The sequence below is a fragment of the Microcoleus sp. M2_D5 genome (assembly GCF_036701935.1).
GTDB lineage: Bacteria > Cyanobacteriota > Cyanobacteriia > Cyanobacteriales > Microcoleaceae > Microcoleus.
In genome coordinates, this window is record NZ_JAUBRP010000002.1 from 139,771 (window position 1) to 160,468 (window position 20,698).

21 protein-coding genes are annotated in these 20,698 nt (G+C 45.6%); 8 read left to right on the plus strand and 13 right to left on the minus strand.

From position 1 onward, the window contains the following. Window positions 1–207: 207 nt before the first annotated feature. Both QUA50_RS01425 and der read right to left on the minus strand, forming a co-directional pair. A complete protein-coding gene (locus QUA50_RS01425) occupies window positions 208–579 on the minus strand; it encodes a four helix bundle protein (RefSeq protein ID WP_333211850.1) in 372 nt (123 codons plus the stop codon). A 164-nt stretch (window positions 580–743) separates the two neighbouring features. Next, a complete protein-coding gene (gene der / locus QUA50_RS01430) occupies window positions 744–2,105 on the minus strand; it encodes a ribosome biogenesis GTPase Der (protein ID WP_333258678.1) in 1,362 nt (453 codons plus the stop codon). A 356-nt stretch (window positions 2,106–2,461) separates the two neighbouring features. On the opposite strand from der, the gene QUA50_RS01435 reads away from it, so the two are divergent. After that, window positions 2,462–3,049 carry an acireductone dioxygenase gene (locus QUA50_RS01435; RefSeq protein WP_333258680.1) on the plus strand — a complete coding sequence of 196 codons (588 nt, stop codon included), beginning with the start codon at window positions 2,462–2,464 and terminating at the stop codon, window positions 3,047–3,049. Between the two features lie 92 nt (window positions 3,050–3,141). Here QUA50_RS01435 and QUA50_RS01440 read toward each other — a convergent pair whose 3' ends face one another. From QUA50_RS01440 to QUA50_RS01460, 5 genes are all read right to left on the minus strand, one after another. Further along, on the minus strand, window positions 3,142–3,960 hold the full coding sequence (locus QUA50_RS01440; protein WP_333258682.1) for a hypothetical protein: 819 nt from the start codon (window positions 3,958–3,960) through the stop codon (window positions 3,142–3,144). 199 nt (window positions 3,961–4,159) lie between these two features. Then, window positions 4,160–4,633, minus strand: a complete 474-nt coding sequence (locus QUA50_RS01445; RefSeq protein WP_333258684.1) for a DUF732 domain-containing protein — start codon at window positions 4,631–4,633, stop codon at window positions 4,160–4,162. Between the two features lie 183 nt (window positions 4,634–4,816). Beyond that, on the minus strand, window positions 4,817–4,990 hold the full coding sequence (locus tag QUA50_RS01450; RefSeq protein WP_333298470.1) for a hypothetical protein: 174 nt from the start codon (window positions 4,988–4,990) through the stop codon (window positions 4,817–4,819). Next, entirely contained in the window at window positions 4,974–5,594 is a 621-nt protein-coding gene (locus tag QUA50_RS01455) for a cupin domain-containing protein (protein ID WP_333298468.1), read from the minus strand. The genes QUA50_RS01450 and QUA50_RS01455 overlap by 17 nt, the downstream gene beginning before the upstream one ends. Before the next feature lie 143 nt (window positions 5,595–5,737). Further along, window positions 5,738–6,373: a sigma-70 family RNA polymerase sigma factor gene (locus QUA50_RS01460; RefSeq protein WP_333298467.1), complete on the minus strand. Its 636-nt coding sequence runs from the start codon at window positions 6,371–6,373 to the stop codon at window positions 5,738–5,740. 561 nt (window positions 6,374–6,934) lie between these two features. Here QUA50_RS01460 and QUA50_RS01465 point away from each other — a divergent pair. The 3 genes from QUA50_RS01465 to QUA50_RS01475 all read left to right on the plus strand — a co-directional run bounded on the left by QUA50_RS01465 (window position 6,935) and on the right by QUA50_RS01475 (window position 11,243). Next, window positions 6,935–8,149 (plus strand): DUF4331 domain-containing protein, encoded by a 1,215-nt coding sequence (locus QUA50_RS01465; protein WP_333258690.1) that lies wholly within the window; start codon window positions 6,935–6,937, stop codon window positions 8,147–8,149. Between the two features lie 88 nt (window positions 8,150–8,237). After that, on the plus strand, window positions 8,238–9,644 hold the full coding sequence (locus QUA50_RS01470; protein ID WP_333258692.1) for a hypothetical protein: 1,407 nt from the start codon (window positions 8,238–8,240) through the stop codon (window positions 9,642–9,644). Between the two features lie 96 nt (window positions 9,645–9,740). Then, window positions 9,741–11,243, plus strand: a complete 1,503-nt coding sequence (locus tag QUA50_RS01475) for a HoxN/HupN/NixA family nickel/cobalt transporter (RefSeq protein WP_333258694.1) — start codon at window positions 9,741–9,743, stop codon at window positions 11,241–11,243. A gap of 121 nt (window positions 11,244–11,364) precedes the next feature. Here QUA50_RS01475 and QUA50_RS01480 read toward each other — a convergent pair whose 3' ends face one another. The 3 genes from QUA50_RS01480 to QUA50_RS01490 all read right to left on the minus strand — a co-directional run bounded on the left by QUA50_RS01480 (window position 11,365) and on the right by QUA50_RS01490 (window position 12,528). After that, entirely contained in the window at window positions 11,365–11,802 is a 438-nt protein-coding gene (locus QUA50_RS01480) for a DUF6918 family protein (RefSeq protein WP_333258696.1), read from the minus strand. 373 nt (window positions 11,803–12,175) lie between these two features. Continuing rightward, window positions 12,176–12,358 (minus strand): hypothetical protein, encoded by a 183-nt coding sequence (locus QUA50_RS01485; protein WP_333258698.1) that lies wholly within the window; start codon window positions 12,356–12,358, stop codon window positions 12,176–12,178. Window positions 12,359–12,405: 47 nt separating this feature from the next. Next, on the minus strand, window positions 12,406–12,528 hold the full coding sequence (locus tag QUA50_RS01490; protein ID WP_333298465.1) for a hypothetical protein: 123 nt from the start codon (window positions 12,526–12,528) through the stop codon (window positions 12,406–12,408). Window positions 12,529–12,729: 201 nt separating this feature from the next. Here QUA50_RS01490 and QUA50_RS01495 point away from each other — a divergent pair, with 201 nt between their 5' ends. The 3 genes from QUA50_RS01495 to QUA50_RS01505 all read left to right on the plus strand — a co-directional run bounded on the left by QUA50_RS01495 (window position 12,730) and on the right by QUA50_RS01505 (window position 16,282). After that, window positions 12,730–14,310 (plus strand): Ycf66 family protein, encoded by a 1,581-nt coding sequence (locus tag QUA50_RS01495; RefSeq protein ID WP_333258700.1) that lies wholly within the window; start codon window positions 12,730–12,732, stop codon window positions 14,308–14,310. A 207-nt stretch (window positions 14,311–14,517) separates the two neighbouring features. Then, window positions 14,518–15,984 carry a cobyric acid synthase CobQ gene (gene cobQ, locus QUA50_RS01500; protein WP_333258702.1) on the plus strand — a complete coding sequence of 489 codons (1,467 nt, stop codon included), beginning with the start codon at window positions 14,518–14,520 and terminating at the stop codon, window positions 15,982–15,984. 61 nt (window positions 15,985–16,045) lie between these two features. Further along, on the plus strand, window positions 16,046–16,282 hold the full coding sequence (locus QUA50_RS01505) for a 2Fe-2S iron-sulfur cluster binding domain-containing protein (RefSeq protein WP_190657155.1): 237 nt from the start codon (window positions 16,046–16,048) through the stop codon (window positions 16,280–16,282). 379 nt (window positions 16,283–16,661) lie between these two features. Here QUA50_RS01505 and QUA50_RS01510 read toward each other — a convergent pair whose 3' ends face one another. Continuing rightward, window positions 16,662–17,996, minus strand: a complete 1,335-nt coding sequence (locus QUA50_RS01510) for a hypothetical protein (protein WP_333258704.1) — start codon at window positions 17,994–17,996, stop codon at window positions 16,662–16,664. Between the two features lie 206 nt (window positions 17,997–18,202). Between QUA50_RS01510 and QUA50_RS01515 the strand changes: the two genes are divergently transcribed. Then, window positions 18,203–18,991 carry an SDR family oxidoreductase gene (locus QUA50_RS01515; RefSeq protein WP_333258706.1) on the plus strand — a complete coding sequence of 263 codons (789 nt, stop codon included), beginning with the start codon at window positions 18,203–18,205 and terminating at the stop codon, window positions 18,989–18,991. A gap of 285 nt (window positions 18,992–19,276) precedes the next feature. On the opposite strand, the gene QUA50_RS01520 is transcribed toward QUA50_RS01515, so the two are convergent. Together QUA50_RS01520 and QUA50_RS01525 are read right to left on the minus strand one after the other, a co-directional pair. Continuing rightward, window positions 19,277–20,062 carry a photosystem II S4 domain protein gene (locus QUA50_RS01520; protein WP_333258742.1) on the minus strand — a complete coding sequence of 262 codons (786 nt, stop codon included), beginning with the start codon at window positions 20,060–20,062 and terminating at the stop codon, window positions 19,277–19,279. A gap of 13 nt (window positions 20,063–20,075) precedes the next feature. Next, complete coding sequence (locus tag QUA50_RS01525) at window positions 20,076–20,666, minus strand: Uma2 family endonuclease (RefSeq protein ID WP_333258708.1); 591 nt, start codon at window positions 20,664–20,666, stop codon at window positions 20,076–20,078. Between the last annotated feature and the right edge of the window lie 32 nt (window positions 20,667–20,698).

Sequence of the window (20,698 nt, forward strand, 5' to 3'; positions counted from 1 at the left end):
AGGGATTGACGGATTGACGGATTGATTGATTGAGGGATTGAGGGATTGAGGGATTGACGGATTGAGGGATTGACGGATTGATTGATTGAGGGATTGACGGATTGATTTTTGAAGGAAATTATTTGATTGAGTCATTGATTTATTGAGAGACTATTATTTAATAGTTTGATTTTTGATTGAAATTTCGGTTGGGGATTTGACATTGTTTTATTTGCGATTTGCTGTTGGGTTTTTAGCAATTAAAGTTTTGATGGACGCAACTGTCATCGCTAAAATCTCATTTGTTTCTGACATGATACTTTTCAATTTAGTAGCATCTACCAATTCAGCTTCAACTATTAACTCCATCCAGTAAAGACTTTCATCCGCTTCTTCTTCCACTATCCTGAGTTTAGAAATTAAGTCTGCTGTTGACTTAGCACGACAAGCCGCTCGATAATTGGCTCCTACAGAAGTTGCTGAACGTATTAACTGCTTGCCAATTACCTGAGAAGCTGAGCCTTTCGGCAGCGCATCTACTAGCTTAATAACTCTCAATGCTAGCTGCTTTGTTCTTCTTTTAAACTCTTGTTCGTCCACCTTGCGATTTTAGATTTTAGATTGTTTGATTTGGAATTGTTTCAAATACCAAGTAATTGAATTGCCAAGAGGCGAAGGAAGACAAAAGAAAAAAATCGCAACTTAATTATACCATTAAACTGCGTTTTCTCTTCAATCTAAAATCCAAAATCTAAAGTCTAGAATCACTTCACGCGCAGTGCTCTATTTGTTGTACTCATTTCGGTGGCACGAACTTTTTTGCCTCTCCAAAGCAGGCGCATTGGTGTACCGGTAAAGCCGAGGTGTTTGCGGAATTGGCTTTCCATGTAGCGGCGGTAATTTTCGGTGAAGCGTTTGGGATCGTTGACGAATAGGGCGATTGTCGGTGGCTGCGATCGCACTTGAGTACCGTAATAGATTTTGCCTTGTTTTCCTTGGCGGGTAACTGGGGCTGAGTGCCAGGTTGTGGCTTCTTCTATGACTTCGTTAATGACTGCGGTAGGGACGCGGCGTTTGTGTTCGTCGGAGGCTTTGTCTACTAATTCAATGATTTTTTCAACTCGCTGTCCACTCATGGCGCTAACAAAAATCATTTCTGCCCAGTCGAGGAAATAAAGTCGGGTTCTGACTTCTCTTTCGTACTCGTATATTGTGTCGGACTCTTTTTCTATGGCATCCCATTTGTTGACGACTATGATGCAGGCGCGACCTTCTTGGCTGATGCGATCGGCTAATTTTTGGTCTTGATCGGTAACGCCGTCAATTGCGTCAATTACTAGCAGTATTACGTTGGCGCGGCGAATGGCTTTGAAAGCGCGGTTGATGCCGAAAAATTCTGCGCCGTATTCGACGTTTTTCTTTTTGCGAATTCCGGCTGTGTCGATCAGGCGGTAGGTTTTACCGTTGCGTTCTACTAAGGTGTCGATCGCGTCGCGGGTTGTGCCGGAAATTGGGCTGACTATGGCGCGGTTTTCTCCGAGAAATGCGTTTAACAAACTCGATTTTCCGACGTTGGGACGACCGATAATTGCTACTTTAATTTCCTCAACTTCTGGTAATACTTCTGTGGGAAGGTAAGTAATTAATTTGTCTAGCAATTCGCCGGTGCCGTTACCGTGAATGCCAGAAACTGGGTAAGGTTCTCCGAGTCCCAATTGCCAAAAGTCGGCTGCTTGGGTAAGCCCTGTATTTTCCGATTCGCATTTGTTGACGGCGAGAATGACTGGGACTTTTTGCAGTCTCAGCCAAGATGCGATCGATTCGTCGCCGCCGGTGAGTCCGGTTTTGCCGTCTACTACGAAAATTGCTGCGCTGGCTTCTGCGAGGGCCGCCATTGCTTGTTCGCGAATTAAAGGCAGAAATTCTGTTTCGTCGTCGAATACTAGCCCGCCGGTGTCTACGACTTGATATTCCCGATCGCCCCAGTATGCTGGTCTGTAAGTGCGATCGCGCGTGATTCCCGGTTCGTCGTGGACGATCGCGTCTTGGCTGTTGGCTAAACGGTTGACTAGCGTCGATTTGCCTACATTGGGGCGTCCAATAATAGCAACTATAGGTAGAGACATAAAAGTAGCAGCAATTAGGCTGCGCCGTAATTTTGAGGTTTAGTCTTGTATTGTAAGCTAATCTGACGGGAATTTTATAGATTGAGGCTGTGTTTCTGTCTGTTCTTGCTGTGGGCGGTGTTCTACCGATCGCCCGTTTAAACAGCGAACCCTAAAAAATAGGCACTGCCTATGGATCTGCATTCCCAGCCCGACTCTGAGAATTAGAAATAAAACTTAAATAACTCAACAAATCCTCTCATGTGTGGTAATTCTTTGATGATTGTGAAGGTAGATATAGGATTTTAGCGATCGGCTATTATTGAAAATAAGCAGGAGTTTAGTTTTTGACGAAAGCTTAAAACAGCAGCTTAAAAATGGAAACTAAATTTTCCTCAAATCTCAAAACATTAGGTGGTAATATGGCTGTTCTGCAACTAGAAGACGGTAGAACATATACGGATATACGGGCGATCGCGAATCAACTGGCCGTTTTAAATATTGAGATCGATTCCCTGCCCGCCAACAAAAATCCGGCGTTTCAAGAACTGCTAGTTCAAGACATTCTCAATGTTACAGAAAAACAGCAGATTCTCGCAGCATTTAATAGCGAGTTTGAACAGTTTAAGCGCGCCAGCGGATATAAGTGGTGCGACTTAAAAGTGCTGCATCCAGGTTCGCAGCAGATTTACGCGCTGATGACTCAAAGCGATCGCACTCACACCCACACAGATGCAGAAGTTCTTCACATTTTAGCTGGGGAATGCGTTTTTGGGTTTGTGTATTCTAACGGCTCTCAGGTACAATTAATGCTGCAAGCTGAAGAATACATTAAAGTGCCTGCCAATACCGAACATTGGTTTTATCTCACTCCGTCGCTGTACTTGAAAGCCTTGCAGTATTACACCAGCGCTCAAGGCTGGGTTCCTCAGTATACTAACAGGAAACTAAAAATTAAAAACTAAATGTAGGGTGCGCTTCGGCGCATCTTTCTCTATCAAAATAGGCGATTGAAATGGCGACCCAACAAACAAAGTCTCTCTCTAAAAGACGAGAATTAAATGCTCTCTCCTTCATTAGGTGCGGCCATTTCAATTTCTTCGCAGCGCTGCAAAAGCGCTTCAATTTCCTGGGCTAAAAAAATTACTTCCGGCCAAGAAGAACCGTTAATTAAATCTTGAGCGTGAGCTAATTTGTTTCTCAATGCCTCTGCTGACTTTAAAAAACGCTCCCCGTAGCGTTTAGATTTGAGTCCCAGCCGATCGACTATTTCAGCACAAGTCAGGATTAAATCTCGCTTGTCGCAGAATTGCAGGTAATCGATTAAGTCAATTGCTTCATTTCTGGATCGCCCCAATTCCCACAGGTGTTTTGCTGCTAAAATGCGATCGCCCTTAAGCAATTTTTGCCAAGAATCTTGGGGAAAGTAAATCCGCACGATCCGCAATAAATTCATTTCCAGAAGCGTCACCAATCCAAACAGCAGCATCCGCACCGGTGCTTTTTGCAAATCGCCGCAGGTAACGATCCCGTCGATCCTGTTGCTTTCCAATACAAATAATCTCGGTTTTTCTCGCAGCAGCGGCAGCAATTCCATCAAAGGAGTCGAAGCGGCAATTAATTGTGAGGGGTGAAAAATTTGCTGGTAGTCGCTGCACTTGCCTGTCTTTAAGTGCGATCGTTCTACATAGCCGCAAACCGTGCCGTTTTCTTCGATACCGAGCACGTCAAAATCGCGGGCCTCCATCCACGATCGCAATTTGGCTGCATCTTCGCAAGCTGGGACAGCTTTCAGCGGTTCCGCGAGGTATTTAACTGTAATGCTGTCTTTGAATAAATCCCGCAAGTCGGCGGAACTTGATTTTAAATGCTTCATCTCATGTCTGGTAATTTCACCGATCGTTGCGCGACAATAGGACAATTAACATTGTAACTGCAAGTAGAGACTCGGCGTTACCGTGGGAGAATCTCAGTTTTGTAAAAAGGGTTTTTTAGAAGTGCGATCGTCCCCCTTGCACTCCTGTAAAATCAAAACTGAGATGCTGCCTTACCGTATCCCTACAGATTTCATGATATTACTTACTGGCTAATTCCGGGCAATAATGGTTGGCGGCAAGGGTGGTAATAATATCGGCATCGGCGAGAAAACTTTCTTTGACAGTTGGATTTTCGATACTCGCAGCTTGCCCGATCGCCCTTAATTTAACTTCCGGCAGAGAAAGTCCCGATTTTGCTTCCGCACACATTCTTTTAGCGGCCGCAATTTTTTGACCCGGAGCCCTTTGGATTGCTTGCAGTAAATTGTCCGTGGCTGCTGGAGAGTAGCTTTTTGCTAAGCGTTTGTAGTCTTCCAGAAATTTCCCATCGTTTCCTGTCAGCTTAATATCTAATTCTTGAGGCGAACACAACAAATTTAAGTTAATTACTTCTCCTGCTGCATTGACCAGAAAACATCCTTCGCGTTCTTGGGCGATCGCGCTTTTGTCACTGGCTACAAATTGTATAATAACGGCGGACATAACAGCAGTTAAACGCCAGTAATTTAGCATAACACTTACCTTATCTAATTGGGATATTTAACAGAAGATTAACGCGGATGAATCCGGGTGTTGCGGGGTCATATCACGTCCAGTCAATTAACCAAAATAATTGTAGGGGCGGGTTTCACCAACAATTTGTAATTATAACTAAAAATCTACATAAACCCGCATCCACCCAGCTAAAAACAATTATTACTCACATCTTGCACCATTCTCAAAAACGGGCTCTCCTGCCCGTTCCACAAAAGATAAATTTTCTCGCTTCACAGGCCGGAAAGCCTGTTCATAAAAGCCTAATTGATAATCGTGCAACATATGAGTTATTACCAACCATTTAACCGACATAATATCAGACAAACATTTCATTGTCTATAGAAGTTTTCATTAACAGCAAACATCCCCCTTGTGTGAGTGGCGAATGTATGGAACCGGGAACAGATCGAATGTAGTCTCCTTGATGGCAAATTTCCCCTTCTACAATTAAGTCTCCTTCTAACACAAACACTTCCTCCGAGGCCGCGTGTCGGTGCAGGGGAAATGTTACTCCAGGTTCGAGTCGCATCAAGCAGGTAATTTCGCGCTTTTGTTTGTCAATATAAAGCTTGCCAAACGAGATTCCTGGAACTCCATAAGATTTCCATTTTACATTGTTGGCTCGCACGATTAAAGATGGAGCATTGTTCTCCGTTGGGGAGGTAACAATGGGCTTTAAATTGGCTGATGCTGCCGGGGTTGGCGGCAGTTCGGCTATGCGCTGTAACAGGCGGTTTTTGAGGTCGGGGGCGACAGGAACTGGGGGGGCTGTGTAGGCGATCGCGGCAATTGTTGATTCCAAAGCAGCTAATTCACTTATAAGTTCTGCGGACTCTTTCAATTTCTCTGCAAATGCCCCGCGTTCAGACTCGTCGAGGATATCGAGAGCTTGAAGGGCTGCAAGGATGATAGACTCCTCGTCTGGCATCATTTCCATCTGTTTTCCGCCATTAATTGTAATTCAGCCTAAGTTGATTTTAAACTTGAAATTGGTCTGCTGCCCTCGCACTCAAGATGGATGATTGGAGAGGTCATAATTTTAGATTGATGTTAAAAAAATTAATTTTGTTTTTTGACAATCTAAAAAAATTGTTCGCTCAAAGCTTGACGCAATTTGGAAATACCCAACCGAATTCTGGTTTTGATTGTACCTACCGGGATACCAGTTTTAGCTGATATCGCCGCGCAAGTCAAGCCTTGGTAGTAGGCGAGTTCGATCGCCTCTTGCTGTTCCTTTGGCAGTTTTTCTAAGGCTGCTTTGACTTGTTCGCTGCGTTCTTCGATCATTGCATCTTCCATCGGTTCTGCAACGCTAGAGATGGGTACTTTAGCATCTTCCAGACAAGCTTCAGCAGCCCGGACATTTCGCTGCATCGCTCGCAGGCGGTCGAGGGAACGGCTGCGGGTAAGCATGAACAACCAGGTATCTGCTCGACTGCGAGAAGGATCGTAAGTTGCTGCTTTTTGCCAAATTTGGGAAAAAACATCGAGTACAACTTCTTCAGCTTCTTCTACCGAACCCAGAATTTTGTAAGCTAGAGCGTAACTTGGGCGACCGTAGCGATCGTAAAGTTTAGCTAATGCCGTTTGGTCTTTCCGGGCAATCTGCACTAAAAGCAGCGATTCATCGCCTGACTTCTGGCCTGTCATTTCAGTGTACCCAAAATTTTTGTTTTGACCGCACAGATCCAAAATTAACAATTCGGCGTATATCACTACAGAACATAATTGTAAGTTTGAAGTTGGGGGTACAAGCGAGAGTATGCCTTTTCAGGCTAATTTTGTCGTGCTTTGAATTGTAAAAATCCCAAGTTATATTGAATTTTACCACCTGATTAGTAATTTTTTTGACACATAGGAATGACAATTAAATAACTTACAATTTATTGTTCTTGTGGGATGGGCTTGCCGCCCATCCTTTCTGGACGGGCGGGACGCCCATCCCACAAATATGTGTAAATTATTTAATTGTCATTCCTAAGCTATCCTCTGGCTCCACTAGATCGAGAGAGGCTCTGTCTCGAATCGGGCCTTCCCAAGCATAGTCCGGGAACAAGTAAATCCTCAATAACACACTGTTTTACATAAATTAATCTGGCAGCACAGATCCAAAATTGCCAAACCTTCGTATACCACCAATAGGAGAAGGCTCAGCAATAGCGCAAAAGCCCGACAGGTTGACAGATTTCAACCTGTTGATGCAAAAGTAAAACCCGCGAATGCGGGTTATTTACCATTGATTGGTGCAAAAAATTCATTGAAATAAAGGTGCTAACTGTGAAGCTCACAAAAAAAATTCGCCGAACCATACTAGCTATTGAAGTAGCTCTAATTGCTCTATTAACTCCAGGGATAATTGTTGCTTCCGACCACGACGACGGCGAAGTAGATATCAAAGGTCGCGCTGTAAATTTAACTGACCTGTACGTATATCGCGAAAAAGACCAAAACTCCGGTGCTGCAGACGGGGATTTAGTATTTACCATGAATTCAAATCCCAGGTCTGTTGCCCGCTATCAATATTATTTCAGCACTACAGCCCTCTACCAATTTCACATCACCCAGGTAGGTGACGTGAATTCTACACCTACTGGACGCTCTGATATTATCTTGCGGTTTGCCTTCAGTCCGCCTAACAATCAAGGTATGCAAGCGGTAGCTGTAACTGTTGTTCGCGGCGGCTCGGAGACTGTTGCTAGGACTACAGTTAACGGCGGGCTAATTGCCACAACTCCGCTGAATTCTAATACTGTTTTGAATACAGTACCTGTGGGCGGTTCTAACTTGACTGTATTTGCCGGGTTGCGGGAAGACCCGTTTTTCTTCGATGTCGAACAATTTTTCCGAGTTCGCGCCGCCGCTTTGGGAACGGGGCCGCGCACTGCTTTTAAACAACCGAATCAAGCGATCGACTTTACTAAAGGTTACAACGTCAATACAATTGCCGTCCGCGTTCCCAAAGCATTTTTGCAAGCAGGAACTGGGGCGAATACTTTTGATGTTTGGTCAACAGTTTCGATTCGCGATGGAGCTGGCGGTTTCAAACAATTCGAGCGTTTGGCGAGACCTGCAATTAATGAGGGTTTGATAGTTACTCCCGCTTATCTGGAAGCATTCAATAATATTCCTCCGAGATTGGATTTGAGCGCTGCTGCTGCTCCGGTGCGGCAGGAAGCTGTTGCTACTCTGAATGCTGTGGATCTTTTGGACGGTCGGGATAATGTCGATCCAAATGCGATCGCCGGAGCTTTCTTACCCGATGTCATGCGGATCGATACTACAAAAACCAGCGGCTACGCTAGCGCTACAAATGCTCAAGGAAGCTTGATCGGAGGTCGTATGCTGATGGACGACGTTATTGATATCACTCTGGGAGCTTTGGTGGGTTCTCCGGTTAGCGATAACGTTTCATATAACGGAACTCCGGGAAATCCGGCTCAGGGACACAAACCTTTAGAACCGACTTTTCCTTATTTGGCTTTGCCTAATTAGTCATTAGTCATTAGTCATTGCTTATTGGCTAATGACATATTGAAAATACTTTTTTGAACCGCAGATGAACGCTGATTAACGCGGATGTATGAAAACTAAAATTCAACACAAAATAAAATCGGATATTTTCTGGTATTGGCTGCTGATAGTGGTTCCTTTATTTGGGATGGTAGTAGTGAATTTACCTCCTAATTTGCGTTTAATTTCAGATAAGTTTTATAAGAAAAGTCCCGAAAATCTCGATACTAATTACCGATATCATTTTTCTGAAAGTTTGAGAAACAATCCCAATCAAAAGGAAGCTATTGAGCAAGAAATAGCTTTTTACCAGCAGCGATTGGCTGTTGATTCCCGCAGCGGTTTGAACCGGGCGGCGCTGGCGGGATCTTATTTGAAAATGGCTCGCGCTACTGGGGAGGGAGGTTGGTTTTTATTGGCAGAACAGGCGGCTCAAAGGTCGATCGCCGATTTGCCTTTTGACAACGAAGGTGCGCTGTTAGTTTTAGCTCGAATTGCCGAGGCCAGACACGATTTTGCTACTGCTTTGCGCTTTGCTAAACAGGCGGGTTCTGACAATGAAGATGCGATCGCCCTGCAAGTTACATCTCACTTAGCGATGGGAAAAGTGAGCGAGGCAAATGCAGCCGCAGAAGCCTTAGTTAACCGGATTCCCAACTTGGGTTCTCTCACTTTAAGAGCTTTAGTGAGAGAGTCTCAGGGCCGAGATGCTGAGGTTTTGCAGGATTACCAGCAAGCAATGGCGGCGGAGGAACCGGGAGAGGTTGCTGGTTCGGCGCGGGCCCGATCGCTCTTGGGTCGATTTTACGCGCGTCGCGGGCAGTTTGTACAGGCGAAAGCGCTGTTTTTGGAGTCGCTGCGGTTGGTGCCGCGATACCCGCTGGCGCTGATTTATTTGGCGGATTTGGAGACGCGCCAAGGCAATTATCGGGAGGCGGAAGGCTATTACAGGAAGGTTTCGGCGTATTCGGGCGGGGTTGAGACTGTGTTCGATCGCACTGTCGATCGCGGTATGGCGAGGGTGAAGGATTTGCAGGGAGATGCGATCGCATCCGGGCGACTTCGCGACAAAGCAGAAGCGGGGCTGCGACAGGAACAGGTTTCTGGATCTGGCGGTTTCGGACACCGGCGCGATTTGGCGAGTTTGCTGCTGGAAAAAGGTCGATCGCAGGATGTAACGGAAGCGCTGGCGTTAATGCAGGAGGAGGTGAAAATTCGGCGGGATGCTGTGACTTTGGATACTTTGGCTTGGGCGCTTTCCGCCGCTGGGCAATGGCAAAAGGCCGATCGAGTGATGGCCGAAATAGTGCGATCGGGGATTCGGGATGCGGGGATGTTTTACCGGGCTGGTGCGATCGCCCGTACTTTAGGTAAGGATGCTGAATCTCGCGCTTATTTTCAAAAGTCCAAAGAAATTGATCCGACTTTTGACGATCGATCTCGCCAAGCATTAGGTTTAGGAAGTTATGAATTTTGAGCCGTAGGGGCGGGTTCACCAATAATTTTATGGGATATAGACAATTTAAATAAACCCGCCCCCACCCGACGATAAAACTCTTAAAAGGATCTACTTATGCAATACAAACTAAACCGAAAGCCAAAATTTTTCATTCTATTCTTCCTAACACTTTCATTATTACTAACAACCTCAACCCGACCAGTTTACTCACACTGGTCAGACTTATCCGTAGCAGAAATAGCAGTCAACGATTTGCAAACCGAAATAACCTTAACTTTCCCAACAGGCTTAACAAACTTCGCCGACGACAATCGAGACAGCCAGCTACAACCCGCTGAAGTTCGCAACCACCAAACACAGCTAGAAAAGTTCTTCAGCGAACAAATCCGCATTACCAACAGCAGCAACATTCAAGGCTCCGTAGGAGTAAAACCGCTAGAAACAGCAGCTAAAACCGCCAGTTCAATCCAGCAGCCCAATACCCACAGCACCTTAATTTTAGACTACACCTGGCCCGCACCTTCTCAAGATAAAACCCCCGCTTTACCCGCTCCAATTTCCATCTCAAAACCAGAGAAATTGCGGATTAATTACAATCTGTTTTTGCCCGGAGTTCCGACAGCTAGCTGTCAAGCTACGATCGTGCAAGCAGGTGCTGTAAAAAGCTTTGTGTTTACGCCCCAAAACCGCGACTTTTTGTTAGCAGGAAATGAATCAATCTGGGATTCAGGTTGGAGTTTTCTGCTAGCAATAGCGGGAGCATTTGCTTGGGGATGCGTGCACGCCATGTCGCCCGGACACGGAAAAACCATAGTCGGCGCTTATTTAGTGGGTTCGCGGGCTACTCCGCTACACGCTTTATTTCTAGCAGCGACGACTACAATTACTCACACTGCCGGCGTGTTTGCTGTGGGCGGCATTACTTTGTTTGCTTCTAACTTAATCGATCTAGAAAAATTAGATCCTTGGCTGAGTTTAATTTCTGGTTTATTAGTAGCATTAATCGGGTTTAACTTACTCTTATCAAAAATTAAGACTAGGTTGGTAGTGAGGACTGAAGTTCTCAAAAAAATCAAAACTAAAGTTTTTAATAAAAACTGGTTTCTCAGGACTAAAGTCCTTACTGCGGAATGTCAAGAACCAGTAAATCTTTTGAGTAGAGGAAGTTGGGAGCGAGAATTTAAGCCTGTAAAACCCGATCGCACTCACCACTACCACCATCACGGAGACGGCCGCCTTCACTCGCATTTACCGCCCGGTGCTGACGGTTCTCCGATTACTTGGAAAAGCTTATTGGCGTTGGGAATTTCCGGCGGTTTGTTGCCTTGTCCTTCTGCTTTGGTGATGCTGTTGAGCGCGTCGGCTTTGGGCAATGTTGGTTTGGGAATGACGCTGGTGGTAGCCTTTAGTTTGGGATTGGCTTTGGTGCTGAGTGCGATCGGATTAATCTTAGTTTATGCCAAACGGAATTTTGATAAACTGCCAAAACATATAACAGCAGTCAAATTTTTGCCTGCAATTAGTGCGATGTTTGTAATGTTTTTGGGCTTGGGAATTACCGGGCAGGCGATGTTGAAAATATTGGCTGCAAATCAATGGGTGATTGGCAATGGATAAGCCTAAAAATTAGGACTCTCCCTCTTAACTGCACAGTTGCGAATAAGTCTGATTTTAGATACCCGATTTCTTGAAGAAGCCGGGTATCTGGCTATTCTGTTTTTTAGCCGTTGCTCACTTATCAGGCCGCACTATGTTTATTAATAATTTCGGCTAAATCCGGTACTCCGTTTTCCACGTAAGTCTTAGCTGAGGGGCGGAGTTTGGCATAGGCGCCTTTAACCATCCCTCTTGTGCTTTTCTCGACCCTTTTGTCGCTGATTTGGAGCAATTCGTCTGCTACTTCACCTTTTCTTTGGGTCAGATATTCTACTGGGTTGCCATTGTTTTTCGCTTCAGTCCACATCGGATCGAGTGCGATCGAGATTTCTGGCAGAAGTTGATCGACGACTTGGGCGCAATAGTCCGCCCGTATCCCCTTGACAGTAGAGTAGGCAGCTTTCAGAGCCAGACCGCCCAATCCGGAGGCTGCTGCAACTTGTTGGTCTATCAACTTTACACAGTCATCAACAAAAGTTTCTCTGTTGTTTTCATTCAAGAGAATATCACTAAGTCCCATTTTCGCTTTCCTTGATTTAATAGTCAATGTGCTTATTAGCTTTAAGCTCAATCTGACATCATATATCTATTTTGAGCCTTTACTCAAGGTTTCCCAAGTTTTTTAAGGTTTGAATGTCTCTATGAGACAACCTAATGTTGAGATATTTCTAGTATGTTATGGGAATTAATGTTCAATCTGCTACTCATTATTGACCTGGGGTTTGTAGTAAGGGCTTTAGTCCTTATTAGGTGATATTAATGAGGACTAAAGCCCTGACTACAAACTGATGAGTTGCGAACAGTCACATAAAAAAGAGAACAGCTCGATAAAAATATTAGAAAGGCTCTGCCTAAGTCCGATCGCACTTGCACGTATGATTTAGCACCTATCATTAGGATTGGACATTCGGCTTGAGGCCAGCAGGTACTGCAACGATTGGAAGTTTCACTGTTTGAGCCGGACGATCGCTCGATCGCAATACCAAATTTTTCGGTAATTTCGCGGAAGTGCTCAGTCCGGGAAATATTTGAAGCGATAAGGTTAAGCCTGCTGCTAATAATAGTTTTTCTAACATGGCACTTTCTCCCATACATATGCCCTAGGGCATAATTCCTCTTACACCTACAACATATAAACATCCTCAGTCGCTTGGTGCGATCGCACGGGCATAGTTAAGTGACATCTATCACCACTGATAAGGGGGTGATGGGGATAGGGGGTGTGGGCATAGGGGGTAATGGGCATTAGGGATGTGGGGGAGAGTGGGAAATCTTGACTCGCACTTGAGGCGTCAACATCCGTTGAACGTGTTAAATTCCTTACACTGCTTCCCTGCTAAACTTCCCTACAAATCAAGAATTGTCCTAGAGAAAGAAGCCGTTGAGTCTCTCTCAAAGGTAGAATTAGCGCGTAGAAGTTATTTGACACAGCGGAGGTACCGACAATATGCTTGCATACATTCTGGCGTTAGCGGTCGGTCTAGGCAGCTTCAGTATTTACATGGCGGCCTTCTTTTTTCCAGAAGTGCACCGCAAAAGTGATTTTACCTGGAGCGGGGTAGGGCTTTTTTATGCGTTAATTTTATGGGCTTGTGCGGGACGAATTACTGGTGCTCTCCTGCTTGGTCAAATGGCGGGCGTGGCGATGTTGGGCTGGTTTGCCTGGGAAACTCTGACTTTGCGCCGGCAGGTGACGCCGATTGCTGAGCAAACGCCGATTCCTCAGTCGGCGAATTTGGCTGCAGCAGGCGTGCCGTTGGCTGGCTTGTTTGCCAAGAAAAAAGAACCAGCAGCAGCGGCGAAAAAACCTAAGTTTGTTCGATCGCCCAAACCGAAAACTGATGTGGTTCCAGCACCCACTCTGGATAAGGGCGAGGTAAAGCTAGAGGAACAGCCGGCGATTCCCCCCATAGCTGAAAGTATTGCCGAAAGTGCGATCGACGAGGCAACGGCAGAAAGTGCGATCGCCCCTGACTTGAAAATTCCCGACTCGAAACCACCTGCAATTGCAGAAATACCCGTCTTTTCAGTCGAAACTCCTGCTGCTGAGACTTCACCCACCCCAGCAGAATTAGCCAGCAGCTTCACTCCTCTACCTCTACCTCTAGAAATTTCAGAAATAGCCGTTGCACCAAGTGTGGAGCCAGCAGAGGCTCAGCCAGAGCCTCAACAGCAGCCAGAAGCAGATGATTTTGACGGGGAAACAGAATGGAGGACAGCCGTTAAAGAGTCGCAGGCGGCAGCGGCAGCGGCAGCGGCCCCAACTCCTCCAACTCCTCCAACTCCTCCAACTCCTCCAACTCCTCCTAAACCAGCTAAAAAATCAGGCGGTTTCGGTAGTCTGTTTGACAATATCAAAAATAGTCTCGGCGGTATGTTGGGACGGGGTGCGGGTAAAAACAAATCTGATGCAACTCCGCAGACGCCAAAACCTTCAGTGACTCCAGAATCGATCGCACCTGAATCTCAAATAACGGCAACTCCTGCACCGGGCATCGACCAAATTCTCGAATCCGAATTAGCCCAGGCTGCTGCGGAAGTGGCAGCCGAAAGCAGCAACACTGCTGTGGAAACCAGCCTGGGAGTGCCTTTTCCCACCAATGTTGATGCAATGGCCGCGTTGATGGCCACAGAAACCGCGAGTTCTGACAAAATAGGAGACGGGACGATCGAAGATCGATCGTCGGCCCAAATTCAGACACCGCTGGCTGCAGTTGATGAACCGGAAACAGCAGCAGGCGTACCGGAAGCAGAAGCCCCTGCTGTATCCCTGGAAATGACTGTGGTGGAAATGGCAGCGCCTGTAGAGATAGAAATACCGGGAGAACCTGGGTTGAGCGTGCAGGTGGAAACGGTTTCAGTATCAGTGATCTCGATCGAATCTACAGGTGAAGCACTCTCTTCTGAGGGAGAACAAACTGAATTGAGTCCCCCGAATCACCCCGATCCGAATCTAGTCGAAACTGCTAAACCGACTACTGAATCCAAGTCTGAGAATGTATCCGGCGAAGATAAACCGTCATCTTGAGCCAAAAAGCAAAAGGTAGAAACCAGAATTTTTTTTGATTCTGCCTTCTGCCTTCTGCCTTATTACTTATTACTTTTTACTTTTTACTTTTTACTTCTTCCTTCTTCCTTCTTCCTGACATCCGTTACATCCGTTATATCCGTTACATCCGTTACATCCGTTACAGAATCCGTTGCCGAACTTCCTTTTTCCTTCTCCCTTAATATTATGAAAGCAATTATGGTCGTGGGAACCACATCTCACGCAGGGAAATCTTTACTCGTGGCAGGTTTATGTCGAATCTTTTCAAAGCGAGGCTGGCGCGTAACTCCGTTTAAAGGTCAGAATATGGCACTGAATTCCTATGTCACAGCCGCCGGCGGAGAGATTGGTTACGCTCAAGCAGTGCAAGCTTGGGCTGCAGGCGTCGCACCTTGGGTAGAAATGAATCCGATTTTGCTCAAGCCGCAAGGAGACATGACTTCTCAATTGATTGTCAAGGGCCGGGCGATCGCCAATGTGCGAGCATCTCAATATTACGAGCAGTATTTCGATATCGGCTGGCAAGCTATTCGGGACTCTTTAGAATTTCTCAAGCAAGAATTTGACATGATTGTGTGTGAGGGAGCCGGCAGCCCTGCTGAGATTAATCTCAAACACCGCGATTTAACAAATATGCGGGTAGCTAAATATTTAAAAGCTCGAACTTTGCTAGTAGTTGATATCGATCGCGGCGGTGCTTTTGCTCACCTTATCGGTACTTTGGAATTGCTCGAACCCGACGAACGGGCTTTAATTAAAGGATTCATTATTAATAAGTTCCGAGGACAAAAATCGATCTTAGATCCGGGCCTGACTTGGCTAGAAGAAAGGACGGGAATCCCGGTAGTTGGGGTGATTCCTTGGATAGACGAAGTGTTTCCCTCAGAAGATTCTCTCGATTTGCTCGATCGGCGTTCTCCCAATTCTCAAACCGACATCAATATTTCGGTCATCCGCCTGCCCCGAATTTCCAATTTTACCGACTTTGACCCCTTAGAGTCGGAAACTTCCGTCACCGTCAAATATGTCAGCCCAAAAGACCATTTAGGCCATCCAGACGCCGTGATTTTACCAGGCTCTAAAACTACAATTTCCGACTTGCACGTGCTGCGCCAAACAGGTATGGCAAAAGCTATTCAAAATTATTTAGTAGCTGGCGGTACAGTCATGGGAGTTTGCGGTGGCTTTCAGATGCTGGGACAAAGTATCACGGATAAAGAAGGCATTGAGGGAGAAAAGGGAGAATTTCCAGGATTGGGATTGTTGCCTTTGAAAACTGCGATGGCACCGAACAAAATAGCCCGCCAACGAATCGTAACATCTAACTATCCTCAACCGGGTTTGCCAGTTTCCGGTTACGAAATTCATCAAGGAAAAACGCAAATCCTAGAGTCAGATTTGACTCAACCGCTATTTGACGATGAGAGTTTAGGCATTGTCAATACTTCTCAATCAATTTGGGGTACATACCTGCACGGCATCTTTGACAACGGAGCTTGGCGGCGAGCTTGGTTAAATCACTTGCGGCAGCAGCGGGGACTCCGCGCATTGCCTACTGGTATTCCTAATTACCGAGAACACCGAGAAACTCTGTTAGACTCTCTAGCAGATACAGTGGAAAAACATTTAGATATCAAGCATATTTTAGGTTAATTAGTTAACACTTGGCTGTTGACTGTTGACTGTTGTTTGTTAGAGTTGAGGTTCAAATTCAATGACAAAAGTTTGTTTTTTACCTGATAACGTGACAGTTGAAGCTGAAGCAGGAGAGCTTTTGCTAGATGTAGCTAAACGTGCAGGGGTTTCTATTCCTACCGGCTGTCTCATGGGTTCTTGTCACGCTTGCGAAGTAGAAATTGATGGCGGAGATACGATTTGTGCTTGTATTTCCGGCATCCCTTCGGGGAAAAAGCAAGTGACAATTAATCTGTATGTTGACCCGACTTGGTAATTTGTTAGTTGACGGTTGGCAGTTGGCAGTTGGTTGTTGGCATTAGTCATTAGTCATGATATCATGTCCGGTCGAGCGAGATCGATTTTTGTAGGGGCGGGTTTACCAACAATACCTGCGAATAATTGACAATCTCAAAAACCCGCCCCGACCAAGATATTATGGTTAATCGATCGGACATGATATGAGTCATTAGGATCGCGAATTAAATAATTTACACCTTTGAAAGTGGGGAGTAGGGCCCTAGCGTCCCGCCCGCCCTTTCTGGACGGGCTATAAGAGCCCATCCCACAAGAACCATCACGCATTGTAAGTTATTTAATTCTCATTCCTTAGTTAACACTTAACAGTCAACCGTAAACAGTCAACTGACAACTGACTAATTTTTTTGCCATTCTTGCTGTTTCTTGCGAGCAGATTGCAGCCATTTTTGGGATTCGGGATAAACAGTTGTGCCGGGTTTGACGGATTCTAATTGATTGATAATTTGCTGCAACTGGCTGAGGGAGTTACCGGGATTTTGAGAATTCACATTATTTTGCAAGTTGGCAAACAAGCTTTTAGCTGCTTGCAAAGCTTTTGCAGAATCTTTTTCTGCTTGCAGTCTAATCTGGGTAGTTCCTAAATCTTTTTGATATTTAGCGAGTTTAGTTTGAGCGTCGAGATAGCCAGGGTTATCGACAGAAATCAATTTCAGTCTGTTAATAGCTTCTTGCCACAATTCTGCTATTTGCTCCCACTGTGCGGCGGGATGGGGCGGGTTTTTGGCGGCGACGGCGGCAGAGAAAGCAAATTCTTTAGCAGCTTCAATTAAGTTGTCAGCCTGCACAGAACCTGTGGCGATACCACCCATTGCTTGAAAGTCTCTTTCTGCTGCTTTGAGTGTTTTCTTAGCCGTTTCTCCGGCGAGGGTTTCGCCGGGAATTTGATTGAGTTGGTCGATCGCACTTTGCCAATTTACCGTCGCTTTTTGTCTGTCTGCGGCAGTTTTTGCTTCCTGATACTGCTGTTTCGCCGCCTTTAGCGTTTGTTCGACTTGATTTAACTGAGTAAAAGCATTTTTTTGCTGGAAAATTTGAGCCTCCATCCGCCCGACATTTTTGCGGGCAGCTTCAAATTCATCGAGTGTAAACCGCCAACGGCATCTAAAAAAAGAGCAGTACCTCTTTGGGTAATACCCCAGGAACCACACCGGCAAGGCATCGAGGTGTTTTTGAGCTTCTTTTGCTTTAATTTCGCCCAAGTCGAAATCAGCGACAGCAGTGGCTTTATTCACCAGTTGATCGGATTGTTCCACAAGGGCGATCGCCTGCCGGTAATTATGATCCATACTCATAAAACTCGGCAGCAACAATATCGGCATTGTTTTCGCCACGGGCAAGCGAATCAGGGGAATAGGCAGGTTAATCAGCCAAATTATCCCCGCAGCACTTCCTAGCAAACTCCCAGCAAAGATGATTTTACCGAACAATCCGGGCGGGCGGTTGGCTTTGACGGCAGCTTTGAGAACTTGTTCGCTGAAGTTGGGAAATTCGTCTTTGAAGGTATCGCGGATTTCATCTCTTGAGGCGAAAGTGCCGTTTTGCGATCGCAACTTCTCCAACCGCTTGATTACCATCCGTCGGTAGACTTCACCCGCTAGACTATCAGCCGCCGCGCACTTGTCAACTTCTGCCCGCAAAATTTCAAAAGCTCGATCGGTAAGACGCGCCATAAAACTCACCTATTCCCTTTTAATTATTTTACAGGTTCCCGTCAAAATAATTGAGTCTCGGATGCAGAAACCGGGTTTTTTTTACTAAAATACTGCATCGGAGCCTTTAAGTAAAGTAAAAAACCCGGTTTCTTTGGTATTTATGCGTAATTCCAGATAATTGTTAAAATATATAAAGCCTAGGTCAAATAATCGGAATTAACTTCATGCCCACTGCTTTAATCACCGGTGCTTCTGGCGGAATTGGTGCAGCCTTTGCCGCCGAATTAGCCAAACGCCAGCACAATCTAATCTTGGTAGCTCGTTCTGAAGACAAATTGCAACAGCTAGCTGCTAAACTGCAACAGGAATTCAATATTTTAGTCGAAATTATCGTTCAGGATTTGACCGCACCGGGCGCTGGAACTGCTGTATTTGACGCGGTTGTTAAAAAAGGTTGGACGGTTGATTTGTTGGTGAACAATGCGGGTTTTGGCGATTACGGTGTTTTTGCCGATCGCCCGCTTGCGAAACAACTAACAATGGCGCAACTAAATATTGTAGCATTAGTTGAACTTTCGCACTTATTTTTGCAGGGAATGCGCGAAAGAAAATCGGGAAGTATCATCAATGTTGCCTCCATCGCAGCTTTTCAACCGATGCCGTACTTGTCGATGTATGCAGCTACGAAAGCCTTTGTTTTGAGTTTCAGCGAGGCACTTTGGGCGGAAAACAAAGATTTAGGAATTCGCGTTTTGTGCCTTTGTCCCGGCCCGACAGAATCGGACTTTTTCGCAGTAGCTGAATTTCCGAAATCTCTGGCATCCAGCAGCGGGCAAAAACTCGTTCCTGCGGCGGAAGTAGTCCGAGATGCTTTGAAAGCTTTAGACAAAAATGAGTCTAATGTTGTGACAGGGGGAATTCCCAATCAAATCATCGCAAATATGCCTCGATTGATGCCGCGAGAACTTTTGGTGAAGTCGGTAGAAAAGGTGTTTCGGGCGAAAGACGAATAGTCCGCCGGGGGTTTCTATCCCCGTTTCATTGCAAAAGTCCTCGCTTCAGAGGACTGAAAAGCAAATTAAATAAACAATCAAATATTTGTCACCATTCTTCAGTCGGTTGAAACCGACTGTCTTCTATGAGACAGGGGTTTCAACCCCGCTTAGGAATGGCGGACAAACAAACGGCCCCCTGGACAAATAATCGCACTACGACATAAACCAAAGAAACCGGGTTTTTCGCAATTTTTATGCTGTGTAACAATATTCTCGGAAAAAACCCGGTTTCTGGGCTATAAATTACAAATATCGAGTTAACTGCACTCGATAGCGTTCCTTCTTAGTAACGGCAACTTCCCCAACTTCCAATCTTCCCTTGCCCGTAACAGCAATTAAATCTCCCGACTTGACATTATAACTAGCTTGAGTAATGTCTTTCCAGTTAACTCGCACGTCGCCGCTGTCAATTAAATCGGCCATTTTGCTGCGAGACATTGCGAACCCAGCCGAGGCGACAGCATCCAATCTCATGGATGCTTCAACGGTTGTCATTTCTTTCTTTTTGGGTTCTCTAATTTTGAGTTCGCTCAACTCAATGCGCCGAGTTTGCACGGGAACAGATCGCACTTGCTGCAAACTCATCTCCAAATACTCTACCATCTCCGGCATGACAATAGCTTGCGCGCCGCGTTCTCCCAAAACAATCACATCGCCCGTTTTCTCGCGGACAATTCCCGTACCCAACATCGCCCCCAAAAAGTCGCGGTGACTGGCGGTGTCGAACAAGAAATTGCCAGCAATTTCTACCGCAGCAACGTTAACGTTAGTAGAGTCGATCGGGATATCCGATCGCGCGATCGCAATTCTTTGTCTTTCCGCTTGCGGGTAGCCGCCCCAAGCCACTAATTCCACGTCTGTTAACCGCTTAAATACAGTCAGAGTGTCCGCCAATTCTGGAGGCGACAGAAAATCAGTCAGAGTAACTTCCCAAGTTTTAATTGCTTGTTCCGCTTGGTCTAGTGCCCGCGCCACACATTCGCGGTTTTCGATGCCTTTTAACAGTTCTTCTCTTTGTAAATTCGCCATCATTAATATCCACCTACAAAATATCGCTTAAATCCAAAACAAAACCGGGTAATACATCTTCGCCTGACAGAGTTCCAGGCGAGTCTAAAATTTCCACATCTGAACCTTGACGGGAGATTTCTACTTTTCTATTTTTGCGATCGAGCAACCATCCCAACCTTGCTCCATTTTTCACATACACTTTCATTTTAGCCCGCAATTTTTCTAGGGAATCAGTAGTCGAACGCAATTCCACCACAAAATCGGGACAAATCGGCGCAAATTTCTTTTTTTCTTCAGCAGTTAAAGCATCCCACCTGTCGCGCCGAATCCAAGCAGCATCGGGAGAAATATCTGTACCGTCGGGCAGCTTAAATCCAGTTGAAGAATCAAAAGCAATTCCCAAATGCTTATTTTGTCTGCTCCAAGATTGAAGTTGATACGATAAGTCAATGTTGAAATTACCCGTCTCGCTACCTGTAGGTGGCATAATAATCAATCCTCCACTAGCAGTGCGCTCAAATCTCAAATCCCGGTTGTCTATACACAACTGAAAAAACTGGTCGTCAGTTAATTCAAGCGTCAATTCTAGCGGAGAATTTAGGGGGATAGTTTGTAATTCCATAACTGCCTCCAAATATTACACGAGTCAACAGT